At 62.2% G+C, this 14,000-nt stretch carries 13 protein-coding genes; 5 read left to right on the forward strand and 8 right to left on the reverse strand.

Going from position 1 to position 14,000, the window contains the following annotated elements:
• Positions 1-72: 72 nt before the first annotated feature.
• From K5E37_RS13585 to creD, 4 genes are all read left to right on the forward strand, one after another.
• Positions 73-576, forward strand: coding sequence for an ATP-dependent zinc protease (locus tag K5E37_RS13585; RefSeq protein ID WP_007959815.1), 504 nt, complete (start codon positions 73-75; stop codon positions 574-576).
• Positions 577-650: 74 nt separating this feature from the next.
• Positions 651-1,331: a two-component system response regulator CreB gene (creB, locus tag K5E37_RS13590; RefSeq protein ID WP_007959816.1), complete on the forward strand. Its 681-nt coding sequence runs from the start codon at positions 651-653 to the stop codon at positions 1,329-1,331.
• Complete coding sequence (gene creC, locus K5E37_RS13595) at positions 1,331-2,746, forward strand: two-component system sensor histidine kinase CreC (RefSeq protein ID WP_221534091.1); 1,416 nt, start codon at positions 1,331-1,333, stop codon at positions 2,744-2,746. The genes creB and creC overlap by 1 nt, the downstream gene beginning before the upstream one ends.
• 82 nt (positions 2,747-2,828) lie before the next feature.
• On the forward strand, positions 2,829-4,199 hold the full coding sequence (gene creD, locus K5E37_RS13600) for a cell envelope integrity protein CreD (protein WP_221534093.1): 1,371 nt from the start codon (positions 2,829-2,831) through the stop codon (positions 4,197-4,199).
• Positions 4,200-4,286: 87 nt separating this feature from the next.
• On the opposite strand, the gene K5E37_RS13605 is transcribed toward creD, so the two are convergent.
• From K5E37_RS13605 to K5E37_RS13640, 8 genes are all read right to left on the reverse strand, one after another.
• On the reverse strand, positions 4,287-4,916 hold the full coding sequence (locus tag K5E37_RS13605) for a glutathione S-transferase (protein ID WP_039768114.1): 630 nt from the start codon (positions 4,914-4,916) through the stop codon (positions 4,287-4,289).
• 64 nt (positions 4,917-4,980) lie between these two features.
• Positions 4,981-5,160, reverse strand: a complete 180-nt coding sequence (locus tag K5E37_RS13610) for a hypothetical protein (protein ID WP_085609062.1) — start codon at positions 5,158-5,160, stop codon at positions 4,981-4,983.
• The gene (locus tag K5E37_RS13615) at positions 5,157-6,287 is read right to left on the reverse strand and encodes a PepSY domain-containing protein (protein WP_221534095.1); all 1,131 of its coding nucleotides are present in this window, start codon (positions 6,285-6,287) and stop codon (positions 5,157-5,159) included. Before K5E37_RS13615 ends, K5E37_RS13610 begins: the two co-directional genes overlap by 4 nt.
• Before the next feature lie 74 nt (positions 6,288-6,361).
• Positions 6,362-8,788: a TonB-dependent siderophore receptor gene (locus tag K5E37_RS13620; protein ID WP_221534097.1), complete on the reverse strand. Its 2,427-nt coding sequence runs from the start codon at positions 8,786-8,788 to the stop codon at positions 6,362-6,364.
• 201 nt (positions 8,789-8,989) lie between these two features.
• Positions 8,990-9,961: a FecR family protein gene (locus tag K5E37_RS13625; RefSeq protein WP_085609064.1), complete on the reverse strand. Its 972-nt coding sequence runs from the start codon at positions 9,959-9,961 to the stop codon at positions 8,990-8,992.
• Complete coding sequence (locus K5E37_RS13630; RefSeq protein ID WP_045121909.1) at positions 9,958-10,476, reverse strand: RNA polymerase sigma factor; 519 nt, start codon at positions 10,474-10,476, stop codon at positions 9,958-9,960. Before K5E37_RS13630 ends, K5E37_RS13625 begins: the two co-directional genes overlap by 4 nt.
• A 110-nt stretch (positions 10,477-10,586) precedes the next feature.
• The gene (locus tag K5E37_RS13635; RefSeq protein WP_221534099.1) at positions 10,587-11,294 is read right to left on the reverse strand and encodes a PolC-type DNA polymerase III; all 708 of its coding nucleotides are present in this window, start codon (positions 11,292-11,294) and stop codon (positions 10,587-10,589) included.
• Positions 11,291-13,231 carry a putative nucleotidyltransferase substrate binding domain-containing protein gene (locus K5E37_RS13640; RefSeq protein WP_045121910.1) on the reverse strand — a complete coding sequence of 647 codons (1,941 nt, stop codon included), beginning with the start codon at positions 13,229-13,231 and terminating at the stop codon, positions 11,291-11,293. Before K5E37_RS13640 ends, K5E37_RS13635 begins: the two co-directional genes overlap by 4 nt.
• A gap of 253 nt (positions 13,232-13,484) precedes the next feature.
• On the opposite strand from K5E37_RS13640, the gene K5E37_RS13645 reads away from it, so the two are divergent.
• A complete protein-coding gene (locus tag K5E37_RS13645) occupies positions 13,485-13,931 on the forward strand; it encodes a response regulator (RefSeq protein WP_085609066.1) in 447 nt (148 codons plus the stop codon).
• Positions 13,932-14,000 lie beyond the last annotated feature (69 nt).

Raw genomic sequence — 14,000 nt, forward strand, 5'->3', positions numbered from 1 at the left:
TGGGAACGATCAAGTAAACAACGGTCTAAAGTCTCGCGTCTGACGCCCCCATTTCCCAAGGAAGCCCCTTACGTGAAATCCCTCCTTGCACTGCTTTCCCTCGTCGCCCTGCCGGTGCTCGCCGCCGAACCGACCCTGTACGGTCGTTACGAATACATCGCGCTGCCGGAAATCGGCGGCGAGGTGCTCAAGGCCAAGATGGACACCGGCGCACTGACCGCCTCGCTGTCGGCCAAGGACATCGAGACGTTCAAGCGCGACGGTGAAGACTGGGTGCGTTTCCGCCTGGCTACCAAAGACGCCAGCAACAAGGTGTACGAACACAAGGTCGCGCGGATCAGCAAGATCAAGAGTCGCTCGGATGAAGAAGACGAGGGCGAAAGCACCGAAGTGGCCAAGCGCCCGGTGGTCGATCTGGAGCTGTGCCTGGGCGACGTCAAGCGTACCGTGGAGGTCAACCTGACCGACCGCAGCAACTTCAACTACCCGTTGCTGATCGGTGCCAAGGCCCTGCGCGAGTTCGGCGCGGCCGTGAACCCGGCTCGGCGCTTCACAGCGGATAAGCCGGACTGCTGAAACCAAGTGGTCTCATTGACGTAACGCCGGGCTTGGGGCACCGTTCGCGCACTTAACCCACAGGCTCGGACGCCATGCCTCATATCCTGATTGTCGAAGACGAAGCGGCGATTGCCGACACGCTGATTTTTGCCTTGCAGGGCGAGGGCTTCACCACGACCTGGCTGAGCCTGGGCGCGGCGGCGCTGGAGCATCAGCGCCAGACCCCGGCGGATCTGATCATCCTCGACATCGGCCTGCCGGACATCAGCGGCTTCGAGACCTGCAAACAGCTGCGTCGGTTCAGTGAAGTGCCGGTGCTGTTCCTCAGCGCGCGCAATGCAGAGATCGATCGCGTGGTGGGCCTGGAAATCGGCGCCGATGATTATGTGGTCAAGCCGTTCAGCCCACGGGAAGTGGCAGCCCGGGTCCGGGCGATTCTCAAGCGCATGGCGCCACGTCCGGTCATCGAAGCCTCCTCGGCGCTGTTTCGCATCGATCCCGAACGCGTGCAGATCAGCTATCGCGGCCAGCCTCTGAGCCTGACCCGCCACGAATTCCGTCTGCTGCAATGCCTGCTCGAACAACCCGAGCGGGTATTCAGCCGCGAGCAACTGCTCGATGCGCTGGGCGTGGCGGCGGATGCCGGTTACGAACGCAGCATCGACAGCCACATCAAAAGCGTGCGCGCCAAATTGCGTCTGGTGCGCGCCGAGGCCGAGCCGATCCAGACCCATCGCGGCCTCGGTTACAGCTACAGCCCGGGGCACAGCTGATGTCGCTGGGGCTGCGGATTTTCCTGGTGTACGTGCTGTTCATCGGCCTGACCGGGTATTTCGTGCTCAACACCGTGATGGAAGAAATCCGTCCCGGTGTGCGCCAGTCCACCGAAGAAACCCTGGTCGACACCGCCAACCTGATGGCGGAAATCCTGCGGGATGATTTCAAGGCCGGCCTCCTCAACCAGAATCGCTGGCCGGAGCTGCTCCGCGCCTATGGCGATCGCCAGCCGAAGGCGACGATCTGGGGACTGGCGAAAAACCAGGTCAACCACCGCATCTACGTCACCGACGCCAAGGGCATCGTGGTGCTGGACTCCAGTGGTCTGGCCGTCGGTCAGGACTACTCGCGCTGGAACGACGTCTACCTGACCCTGCGCGGCGAATACGGCGCACGCTCCAGCCGCAGTGACCCGAATGACCCGAACTCTTCGGTGATGCACGTCGGCGCACCGATCCGCGACAACGGCGCGATCATCGGTGTGGTCACCGTGGCCAAACCCAACAGTTCACTGCAACCCTATGTCGATCGCACCGAACGCCGTTTGCTCGGGTACGGCGCCGGATTGATCGGCCTCGGCCTGCTGCTAGGCGCCGTGCTGTCGTGGTGGCTGAGCCGCGCGTTGCACCGCTTGACCGTGTACGCCCAGGCCGTGAGCGAGGGCCGTCGGGTGGCGGTGCCGCATTATCGCGGCGGCGAGCTGGAGCAGTTGGCGACCGCCGTGGAACAGATGCGCACCCAGCTCGAAGGCAAAGCCTACGTCGAGCGCTATGTACACACGCTGACCCATGAATTGAAGAGTCCGCTGGCGGCGATTCGCGGTGCCGCCGAGTTGTTGCAGGGCGAGATGCCGGCGGATCAGCGATTGCGCTTTGTCGGCAACATCGACAGTGAAAGTGCACGCATGCAGCAGTTGATCGAGCGCCTGCTGAACCTTGCACAAGTTGAACAGCGGCAGGGCCTTGAGGAGCGTGTCGCCGTGCCGTTGGCGGCGCTGCTGAGCGAGCTGCTACAGGCTCAGATGTCACGCATCGAAGGCCGGCAACTGCGGATCGAGCAAACCATCGCGCCGGATCTGGCGTTGATCGGCGAGCCGTTTCTGCTGCGTCAGGCATTGGGCAATCTGCTGGAAAATGCGCTGGATTTCACGCCGCAAAACGGTTTGCTGCGCTTCAGTGCCGAGCGGATCGGCGAGAAGGTCGAGCTTCGTCTGTTCAACGAAACCACGCCGATTCCCGACTATGCCTTGCCCCGTTTGAGCGAGCGTTTCTACTCTTTGCCACGCCCGGACAGCGGGCGAAAAAGCACCGGACTCGGGCTCAACTTCGTCGAAGAGGTGGTCAAGTTGCACGGTGGTTCGATGCGCATCGGTAACGTCGAAGGTGGGGTGGAAGTCGTTCTGCAGTTGTAGTCTCCACACAAACTCCACATTCCTCCCACAAAACCCCCACATCCCCTTTGCAGACTCTGCCCATCGAAACAGGGAGAGTCCCATGAACAAAAGTCTGACGATAAAACTCGGGGCCATTGCCCTGCTGATCCTGGTATTGCTGGTGCCGCTGTTGATGATCGACGGCATCATCGATGATCGCCAGCAACTGCGTGACGGTGTGCTGGAAGACATTGCCAGAAGCTCAAGCTACAGCCAGCAACTCAGCGGGCCGGTGATGGTTGTGCCGTATCGCAAAGTGGTGCGTACCTGGAAAACCAAAGAGAAGAGCGACGAGCGTTACCAGGAAATCGGTGAGGAACGTGGACGCCTGTATTTCCTCCCGGAGCGCTTTGAACTCGACGGCCAGGTGCAGACCGAACTGCGCGCCCGTGGCATTTACGAGGCGCGGCTGTTCCATGCCGATAACCGCATCAGCGGGCATTTCACGGTGCCGGCGCAGTTGGGGATCAAGGAAGACTTCGTCGATTACACCTTCGATGCGCCGTTCCTGGCGGTCGGCATCAGCGACATTCGCGGGATCGAAAACGCGCTGAAGCTGGAACTGGGCGCGCAGCGTCTGGACTTCGTGCCTGGCACTCAGGTCGGCTGGCTGGGCGAGGGTGTGCGAGTGACGCTGCCGGCGCTGGACACCAGCAAGACCACGGAACTGGCCTTCGGCTTCGACCTGCGCCTGCAAGGCACCGGCTCGTTGCAGGTGCTGCCGGTGGGCAAGACCAGCCGCGTGAACCTCGCTGCCAACTGGCCGCACCCAAGCTTCATCGGCAACTTCCTGCCGGCCAAGCGCGAGATCACCGATCAGGGTTTCACCGCCGACTGGCAGACCTCGTTTTTCTCCACCAATTTGCAAGAAGCGATGAGCCGTTGCGTGTCGGGCAATGATTGCGAGGCTTTCAACGGGCGCAGTTTCGGCGTGAGCTTCATCGATCCGGTGGATCAGTATCTGAAGAGTGACCGGGCGATCAAATATGCGTTGTTGTTCATCGTCCTGACGTTCGCCGGTTTCTTCCTGTTCGAAGTGCTGAAAAGCCTGGCGGTGCACCCGGTGCAATACGCGTTGGTGGGCGTGGCGCTGGCGTTCTTTTATCTGTTGCTGCTGTCGTTGTCGGAGCACATCGGTTTTGCCATGGCGTATCTGTTGTCCGCCAGCGGTTGTGTGCTGTTGATCGGGTTCTATGTCTGCCACGTGCTGCGCAGCGTGCGGCATGGCTTGAGCTTTTCGGCGGGGCTGGCGGCGTTGTACGGCTTGCTTTACGGCTTGCTGAGCGCCGAGGATTACGCGCTGCTGATGGGCTCGCTGCTGCTGTTCGGTCTGCTCGGTGTGTTCATGGTGCTGACCCGCAATCTGGACTGGTACGGGATCGGGCAGAAACCGGCCAAACCGCTGGAATTCGATATCGGAGCGGTGCAATGAGCCGGATCGTGGGATTGCGTGAGGAGCAGCGGGAGGCTGAGGTGTTGATGACGCTGATCTTTGCCTCGTTGCCTCCCGCCCGGTGCGTCAAGCCTTCGGCATCGTCGCAATCATCGACGGGCGCTGGCTCACTTCAAAGAACCAGTTGGCCAGTTGCGGGTTGGCGTCACGCCAGCCCAGATCCGGGAAGCGCAGATCCAGATAACCCAGGGCACAGGCCACGCTGATCGAAGCGACGTCGAAGTGGCAGGTCAGTTCGGCAATCGCGTCGCGCTCCAGCAGGGCGAGGGCTCGGCGGATCTTCTCGCGCTGGGCCTCGAGCCATTCGTCCCAGTGCTTTTCCGGGGCGCGCAGCACTTGCTCGTAACGCACCATGACCGAGGCGTCCATGATCCCGTCGGCCATCGAGGCCAGGGTCAGGCGCCGCCAGCGGGCCGAGCCGTCGCGGGGAATCAGTGGATTGCCGACGTGCTGGTGGTCGAGGTAATCGAGGATCACCCGGCTGTCATGGATGACATTGCCGTCGGCCAGGCGCAGGGCCGGGATCTTGCCCAGCGGGTTGTCTTCGTTGAGGGCGGCGTCCGGGCTGACAGGGCTGAGCACGCAGTCCTGCAGCGCGACGCGATCCTGCTGGCCGGTCTCGTGCAGCAGCACCATGACTTTGCGCACGAACGGGGACAGGGTGTTGTGAAACAGGGTCATGCTGGGAGCGGACATCGGCAGGGTCTCGGTCAAGGGCAAGACGGGCAGCATAGCGCGTTGCCCGTCAGGCTCAAGCCGTTCAGCGACGTTGCAGCAGTCCGCGCAGGGCAATGGCGGCCGGAATGCCCAGACCAATCCAGCTCAAACCATCCCAGATTCCGTCGCCCAGCAGCGCGGCGAACAGGCCCGCGGCACTCAGCAGCGCGATCACCAGCGGTGTGCTGAAGACCTTCCAGAAATTCGACTGACGCGGCTTCATGCAGAGGCCTCCGCCGTTTCCAGTACCGGTTTCGCGGCCTTGCGCCGCACCACCCACAGGTACACGCCGCTGGCGAGGACGATGATGGTCAGCACGTCCAGCGTGGCCCAGAGGATTTTCATCGGCATGCCGCCGTAGTCACCGAAGTGCAGTGGCTGCGACATGCCCATGGCGTCCATGTACCACGGTCGTTCTGCTACCGCCGTGACTTGCAGGGTGCTGGCGTCGATCAGCACCGGAGTCAGCAGGTGCGAAGTCAGGTGGGTGCCGCCCTTCATGAATACCGAGTAATGATGCTCGCTGGAGAAGCGGGTGCCGGGGAAGGCGATGAAGTCCGGCTTCATCCCCGGTGTCACGCTGCCGGCGATGTCCAGCACCCGGGTGGCCGGGGCCAGTTGCGTCAGCGGCGGGGCGTCGCGGTAGGGCGCGATCAGGGTCGTCAGGGCTTCGGCCCGCCATGCGGCGATCAGCAGGTCGGCGCAGGCACTGATGACGCCGGTCACACCAACCACCAGCGCCCAGGTCAGGGTGACCACGCCGATCAGGTTATGCAGGTCGAGCCAGCGCAGGCGGGTGGATTTGTCCTGGCGCACGGTGCCGAACTTCAAGCGGCGCATGAACGGCAGGTACAACACCGTGCCGGACACGATCGCGATCACGAACAGCAAACCCATGAACGCCAGCAGCAATTTGCCTGGCAGGTCGGCGAACATGTCGACGTGCAGACGCAGGATGAACAGCATCAGGCCACCGTTGGCCGAAGGCATTTCCAGGGCTTCGCCAGTGCGCGCATCGAGCATGAAGGTGTGCGAGGAATTGGGCTCGGTGCCGGCAGTCTTGGCCATGATCGTCAGCACGGCATTCGGCTCGTCGTCTTCGAAGCCGAAGTACTGCACGACTTCACCGGGCCGATGCTTTTCCGCCGCTTCGACCAGTTGCGCCAGGTTCAGATGCGGCGTGTCCGCCGGCATCACCCGCAACTCGGGCGCATCGCCCAGCAGGTGGTCGATTTCGTGATGGAAAATCAGCGGCAGGCCGGTCAGGGCCAGCAGCAGCAAAAACACGGTGCAGATCAGGCTGGTCCAGGTGTGGACGAAGGACCAGCGACGAATTGTTTTACTTTTCATTTCATGACCTTCAAAAACACCAAAGCCGTCCACGAGGGACGGCCTGGTTGCAGGGCCTGTTTCAGCTCAGGCGCTTACCACTTGTAGGTGGCGCTGGCGACGACACTGCGCTGGTCGCCGTAGTAGCAGTAGAAGCTGTCGCAGGTGGAAATGTAGTCCTTGTCCAGCAGGTTGGTGGCGTTGAGTGCCAGCGACGCGCCTTTGAGGCTGTTGTCCAGACGGCCGAGGTCGTAATGCACGGCGGCGTCGAACACGGTGTAGGCGTCCGCCTTGCCCAGCCAGGTGTTGGCTTTGTCGCCGTAAGTGTTGCCGGTGTAGCGCGCGCCGGCACCGATGCCGAAGCCGTCGAGCACGCCGCTGTGCCAGGTGTAATCGGCCCACAGCGAGGCTTGCTGGTTCGGCATCAGTTGCAGGCGGTTGCCCTTGTCGGCGCCGTTCTGCACTTCGGACTTGGCCAGGGTGTACGCGGCGATGACCTTCAGGTTGTCGGTGACGTCGGAGACGGCTTCCAGCTCCAGGCCTTTGACCTTCACTTCGCCGGTCTGGCTGGTGATCGATACGCCGTTGACGAACGAGCTGACCGAAACGTTTTTCTGGGTCAGGTCATACACGGCCGCAGTCAGCAAAGTCTTGCTGCCTGGTGGCTGGTACTTGATGCCCAGTTCCCACTGCTTGCCTTCGGTCGGTTTGAGCGATTCGGTCGAAGAGGCGTCGGCGCCGCTGGTCGGCTGGAAGGATTCGGCGTACGACAGGTACGGTACGAAACCGGAGTCGAACACGTAGCTGATCGCTGCGTTGCCGCTGAAGGCCTTGTCGCGGTCGGTGTTGGTCGCATCGGCCTTGTTGATGAACTTCGTACCGGTGTGCACCCAGTCTTCACGACCGCCGAGGGTCAGGCGCCATTGATCCAGGGCCATTTGGTCCTGGACGTAGAGGCCGGTCTGGTAGGTCTTCTGGTTGTAGTCATAGAACGCGGTGGAGCGCGCCGGACGCACGATCGGCTGACCATGGATCGGGTTGTTCACGTTGATGTCCGGCGCACTGCCGAAGATCGAGGTGTAGTTGGTGTTGCTGCGCTGGTGATCCAGACCCAGCAGCAGGGTATGGCGGATGTCGCCGGTGGCGAAGTCGGCCTGGAAGTTGTTGTCCACGGCGAACTGGCTGATGTCTTCGTCGACGATGGTGGTCGAGCGGCCGACGTTGCCATCATTGTCCACTTGAGTGAACGGGTAGGAGCCGACGGTGATGCCCTGGAACGACAGATCCGACTTGGTGTAGCGCAGGTTCTGTTTGAACTGCCACACATCGTTCAGGCGATGTTCGAAGGCATAGCCCAGCGCGTAGTAGGTGCGGTCGTAGTATTCCCAGTCCGGATCGCCCAGATTCTTGTGGTGGGAAACCTTGCCGAACGGCATGTCGATTTTGGTGCCCTGCACCGGCAGGAACTGGCTGGTGATGCCGGTATCGTCGCGGGTGAACTGGGTCAGCAGGGTGAACTTGGTGTCGTCGTCGATGTTCCAGGTCAGGCTTGGCGCGATGTTGTAGCGCTTGTTGTCGACGTGGTCGATCTGCGTGCCGCTGTCACGCACCACGCCGCTGAGGCCATAGAGAAACTGGCCGGCGTCGTCGATCTTGCCGGTGCTGGCGAAGTTGATCTGACGGTGGTTGTCGCTGCCGTATTGCAGCTGGATTTCGCTGCTCTGCACATCGCTCGGGCGACGGCTGACCATGTCCAGCAGGCCGCCCGGCGGGGTCTGGCCGTAAACCGACGAGGCTGGGCCGCGCAGCAGGGCGAGGCGGTCGAGGTTCCAGGTTTCCTGTTTCGGGTTGGCGTACACGCCTTTTGGCAGCGGCAGGCCGTCGAGGAACTGGGTCGGTTCGAAACCGCGAACGCGCAGCCAGTCTGCGCGGGTGTCGCTGCCGTAGCTGCTGGCGGTGATACCCGGCATGTAGCGCACGGCGTCATCGAGGCTGTGCACGCCACGGTCTTCCATTTGCTGGCGAGTGGCGACCGAAATCGAACGCGGTGCTTCGACCAGCGCGGTGTCGGTCTTGGTGCCGGCGGCGGTGCGGGTGGCGGTGTAGCCTTCGACCGGGCCCCAGGCGCTTTCATAGTTTTCCACGCCGATCACCGAGGTTTCCGGCAGGGCCATTACGCCTTCCGGCACGGCGACCAGGGTGTAAGTGCCAGCGCTGCTCTGTTCCAGTTGCAGACCGGTGCCGCGCAGGGCCGCGCGCAGGGCGCCGGCCGCGTCATATTGGCCGTTGACCGGCGCCGAGGTCTTGCCCGCCGCCAGCGACGGGTTCAGCGACAGCGTGAGGCCGCCCTGACTGGCGATCTGGTTCAGGGTGGTCGACAACGGAGCCGCCGGCAGGTTGTAGGCGCGTACGCTCGACGCCTGTTCAGCGGCGATCAGTTGGCTGCTGGCCAGCGGGGTGCAGAGGGCAATGGCGACCGCCAGCAAACTGGGGCGCAACAAGGTGTCTAGCGAACGGGACATACGGCGGCTCCTGAATGGAAATATTTCTCAATTGCCTGTGTGCCGGACGAGATTCGAAAAGTGATAGGGCTGGATGAAAATAATTTCGATTAACGAACGACATCGCTGCACAAGTCAGCAGAAAGTCCGTTTTCATGGGGTGTGATGGGTGTTTCTGTCGCGACCTGTTCGCGACAGCGATTGCTCAGGCAGCGCTGAATGTCAGGGCTTCGGATCCGCCTTGGCCACGGTCACCCACCATGGCGTGTGCTGCTCGATCTGCACCGGCAGGGTCGGCAGCAGGGCGTTCAGCGCCTTGTCGGTGTCGTGCAGCGGGAAGCTGCCGGTGATGCGCAGGTCGGCAACTTCCGGCGCAATGCCCAGATGGCCGCGGCGATAACGACCGAGTTCATGCACCAGGTCTTCCAGGCGCGCGTTGTCCACCACCAGCATGCCGCGGGTCCAGGCATCGGCGCCGGGGTTGAGCGCCACCACCGAATCCAGACCGTTATTGCGGATCAGCACTTGCTGGCCTTCGCGCAGGATCTGTTCCTTGGGATCGGATTGTGGATGCGCCGCGACCGCCGACTGCAACACGCTCAGGCGCGTGCCGGCGTCTTCGCGCTTGACCAGGAACCGCGTGCCCAGGGCGCGCATGCTGCCCTCGGCGGTTTCGACGATGAACGGCCGCGCATCGCCGTGACCGGTTTCGACGAGGATTTCGCCTTCCTGCAACACGATCAGCCGCCGCTTCTCATCAAAGCGGACATCCACCGCGCTGTGGGTATTGAGGTTGAGCACGGTGCCATCGGCCAGGCGCACGGTGCGCTGTTCGCCGGTGGCGGTGCGTTGATCGGCGAGCCAGTAATCCAGCGGTAGATAACGTTCGCCGGCAAACAACGCCAGACCGACCACCGCCACGACACTGGCCAGCCCGCTGCCGAGCTTGCGCACGCGGCGGCGGATGCCTTCGCGCGATTGCAGCAACGCGCTGCGTGCCGGGCCGTTGGCCACGCTGAAACGCTGGTCGAGCATGCCCAACTGACGCCAGGCGCGAGCGTGTTCTTCATTGGCCGCGTGCCATTTGGCGAACTCTTCGCGCTCCAGCGGCGTGCTGGAATCGAGGGTCAATTGCCAGGCAATCGCCGCATCCAGCACATGGGCCGGGACCGGTCGGGAACTGGCCGGGCTCATGTCGGCTCACCGTACAACGCGACGTAGCACTGGCGGATGCCCTGGGCCAGGTACTGACGCACGCGCGGGACCGACACGCCGAGTTTGTCGGCGATCTCGGCGTGGGTCAGGCCGTCGAGGCGGTTATAGAGGAAAGCGGCGCGAGCCTTGGTCGACAGCTTGCCGAGCATGCGGTCGATGGCCTTGAGATCTTCGAGGATCAGTTGCTGCTCTTCGACCGAGGGTTGTTCGCCCTCAGGGATCAGCATCAGTTCGGTCAGATACGCCTGTTCCAGCGCCGCCCGGCGGAAGTAGTCGAACAACAAGCCTTTGGCGATCGCCACCAGAAACGCCCGGGGTTCGCGGGGCGTCAGCAACTCATCGCGGCCGAGCAGGCGGACGAAGGTGTCCTGGCTCAGGTCTTCGGCCCGTTGCGGGCAGGCGACGTTGCGGCGCAGCCAGGCCAGCAGCCAGCCGCGGTGGTCGCGATACAACGCACCGACGAGCTCACTGTGAGGGCTTTGGGCTGAAGACACGACGACACCGATTGGGAAGTGTTAACTAACGAGAATTGTTCGCGATTGTGGCAGAGGTGGGAATGGTTAGCAATTGGCCACCGGTCGGGTTGTCGGCCGACAACCCGGATTCAGAACGAATGCGTCTGCTGGCGGCGTTTCCACTGACTCAGGCGTTGCTGCAGATTCAGCGGGCTGTGGATCTGCTGCTGGCGTGCCCGGCTGAACAGGATCAGCGCCAGTTCCGCCGTGGCCAGAGCGTCGGCGCTCGCATGGTGGCGCTCGAAGACTTCGAGCTTGAACCAGTCGATCCACTCGTCCAGCCCCGCCTCGCGAATCTGCGCCTGCGGGCAAACCAGCGGGGCGATCTGCGCCACATCGAGGAACACCGTCTGCAACTTGTGCCCCAGATGTTCCTTCAGTGCGCGGCCGAGCATGTGCTGGTCGAACGAAGCGTGAAACGCCAGCACCGGACTGTCGCCGATAAACTCCAGTAGCTCGACCAAGGCTTCGGTGGGCTCGCTGCCGGCGGCAATCGCGCTCGGTGCCAGGCCGTGAATCAACACGCTCGGGCCGAGTTTCAGCTCGCGACATTGCAAGGTGCGTTCGAACTGCTGGCTGAAGTCGATCGCGCCGTCCTCAACCACCACCGCGCCGATCGACACCACCCGATCCTTGTTCAGGTTCAGCCCGGTGGTTTCCAGATCCAGCACCACCCAACGCTGCTCGCGCAAACTGCATTCACGCAGTTCGCCAATGGCCGGCAGTTTCGTCAGGCGCTGTTGCAGGTCGTCCGGCACGACGGGACTGGCCGGACGCAGCCACGAAAACAGGCTCATAGCTGATACCGCAGGGTCAGGCTGCTTTGCAGGCGCTGAGCCTGGCGCAGGGATTCACGCAGGATGCGTCGGTCCAGATGATTGAGGCTGTCGGGATCGACCCGGTTCGAGTACGGCAGGTTTTCCCGGGTCTGCAGTTGATGCTGTTGCATGCGCGTCTGTTGGATGAAGTGATACGCCTCTTCGTACGCGGCGCCATCCAGTCGGTCGATGACTTCTTTATCCACCAACTGGCGGAAGCGTTCGAGGGTGTTGTTGGCATCGATGCCATGGGCCAGCGCCAGCAGGCGGGCACCGTCGACAAACGGGGTTAGGCCCTGAATTTTCAGGTCCAGCGTGGCTTTCTCGCCGTTCTTTTTCGTGAGCACGAACTCACGGAAACGCCCCACTGGTGGGCGGTTGCGCAAGGCGTTCTCGGCCATCATCCGTTGGAACAGTCGGTTATCAGCGACCTGATCGAGAATCCCCCGGCGCAATTGCTCGCAGCCCTGTTCATCGCCCCAGACCACGCGCAGGTCGAAATAGATGCTTGAGCCCAACAGGTTCTCCGGCGTTGCCTCGCGAATGAACGCGGCAAAGCGTCTGGCCCATTCGGCGCGGGACAGGCACAGCTGCGGATTACCGGCCATGACGTTGCCCTTGCACAGAGTGAAACCGCATTGCGCCAGACTGTTGTTGATCTGCTGGGCGATGGGCAGCAGCTTGCCGCGAATCTCCGCCGCATGGGCCGCATCCCGCGCGTCGAACAGAATGCCGTTGTCCTGATCGGTGTGCAGCGTCTGCTCGCGCCGGCCTTCGCTGCCGAAGCACAGCCAGCTGAACGGTACGCCGGGGTCGCCTTTCTCGGCGAGGGTCAGTTCGATTACCCGGCACACGGTGTGATCGTTGAGCAGGGTGATGATGTGGGTGATCTGGGTCGACGAGGCGCCGTGAGCGAGCATGCGCTCCACCAGTTGGCCGATCTCGCCGCGCAGGGTCACCAGTTGTTCGACCCGCTGGGCGCTGCGAATAGTCCGCGCCAGGTGCACCAGATCGACCCGCTGCAGCGAGAACAGATCCCGCTCGGAAACCACACCGCACAGGCGTCGATCCTTGACCAGACACACATGGGCGATGTGCCGTTCGGTCATGGCAATCGCCGCGTCGAAGGCGCTGTGATCCGGCGACAGATAGAACGGCGAGCGGGTCATATGGCGTTCGATCGGCTCGCTGAAATCGCCAACCCCTTCAGCCACTACATGGCGCAGGTCGCGCAGGGTAAAAATCCCTAGCGGCGCCTTTTGCTCGTCCACCGCGACGATGCTGCCGACCTGTTGTTCGTGCATCAATTTCACCGCTTCACGCAGAGGCGTAGACGGGCTGCAGGTCACCGGATGGCGCATGGCCAATTCGCCGAGGCGAGTGTTCAGCGAGTATTGAGTGCCGAGGGTTTCCACTGCTTTTTGCTGGACCTGCTGATTGACCTGATCGAGCAGGCTGCTGACCCCGCGCAGGGCGAAATCGCGGAAGGTGCTGGAGAGGGCGAACAGCTTGATGAACGCCAGTTTGTTCAGTTGCAGGCAGAAGGTGTCTTCGCCGGCCAGGTGTTCGGTGCGAGTCGCCCGTTCGCCGAGCAGCGCGGCGAGGGGAAAACACTCGCCGGTGGTGATTTCAAACGTGGTTTCGGTGCCGCCCTTGGCCGTGTGCGGACGTTCGCCGACCACCCGGCCCTGCTTGACGATGTAGAAGTGTTCGACCGGCCCGTCGGCGGGTTTGATGATGCTTTCGCCCTGACCGTAGAAGCGCAGCTGGCATTGCTCCACCAGATAGGCCAGGTGGGCGTGTTCCATTTGATTGAAAGGGGGGAAGCGCTGGAGGAATTGCAAAGTGCCCTGAATGTTCTGCAACACCGCGGTTTTCCCTGCCTGGGTGAAGGCGTCCGCTTTACTCATAACCATTACCGCAGTCTTTTTCGAATTGTTGTTGTCGGATCGTTGCAGCCATGGTCGACCCCATCGCGCGGGGTGCCCATTGGACGTAAGTCTAGGTTGGGCATGCCGTTGGGGAGTTTTCGGATATGCCCTACAAAATCAGTCGGAAATTCTTCGGTTCGCCCCTTGGAAAAAAATCCGACGAAGTGCACATTGAAGCTCTGCCCAGCGATGTCTGACCACTGTGCCAGGGGATCGATTTGAAAACGTAGAGAACGCCATGTCCGACCACGATATTTTGAGCGACGCCGAGCGCGAAGCGCTCAGCGCCGTCATGCTGGAACCCGACCTGCCACCGCAGCGGGTACTGATCGTCGACGACGACAAGGATGCCCGCGAGTTGTTGTCGGAGATCCTGGCACTGGATGGCATTCGCTGCCTGACCGCGGCCAGCGGTGAGTCCGCCCTGAAGATGCTCGAAGAAAAACCTTCCATTGGCCTGGTGATTACCGATCTGCGGATGGGCAATGTCGGTGGGCTGGACTTGATCCGGCAGGTGCGCGAGTCGGTAAGGGCAGCGATGCCGATCATCATTGTCTCGGGCGATGCGGACGTGAAGGACGCGATTGCGGCGATGCATCTGAGCGTGGTGGATTTCCTGCTCAAACCGATCGATACCGCCAAGTTGCTCGGTCTCGTCAGACATGAGCTGGGCATCGAGCCCTAGCCAATCCGGCGCAAACAAAAAAGCCCTGATCCAAAGATCAGGGCTTTTTCATGTCCGGCATCAGCGCAG

Source organism: Pseudomonas sp. RIT778 (assembly GCF_019718735.1).
GTDB lineage: Bacteria > Pseudomonadota > Gammaproteobacteria > Pseudomonadales > Pseudomonadaceae > Aquipseudomonas > Aquipseudomonas aphyarum.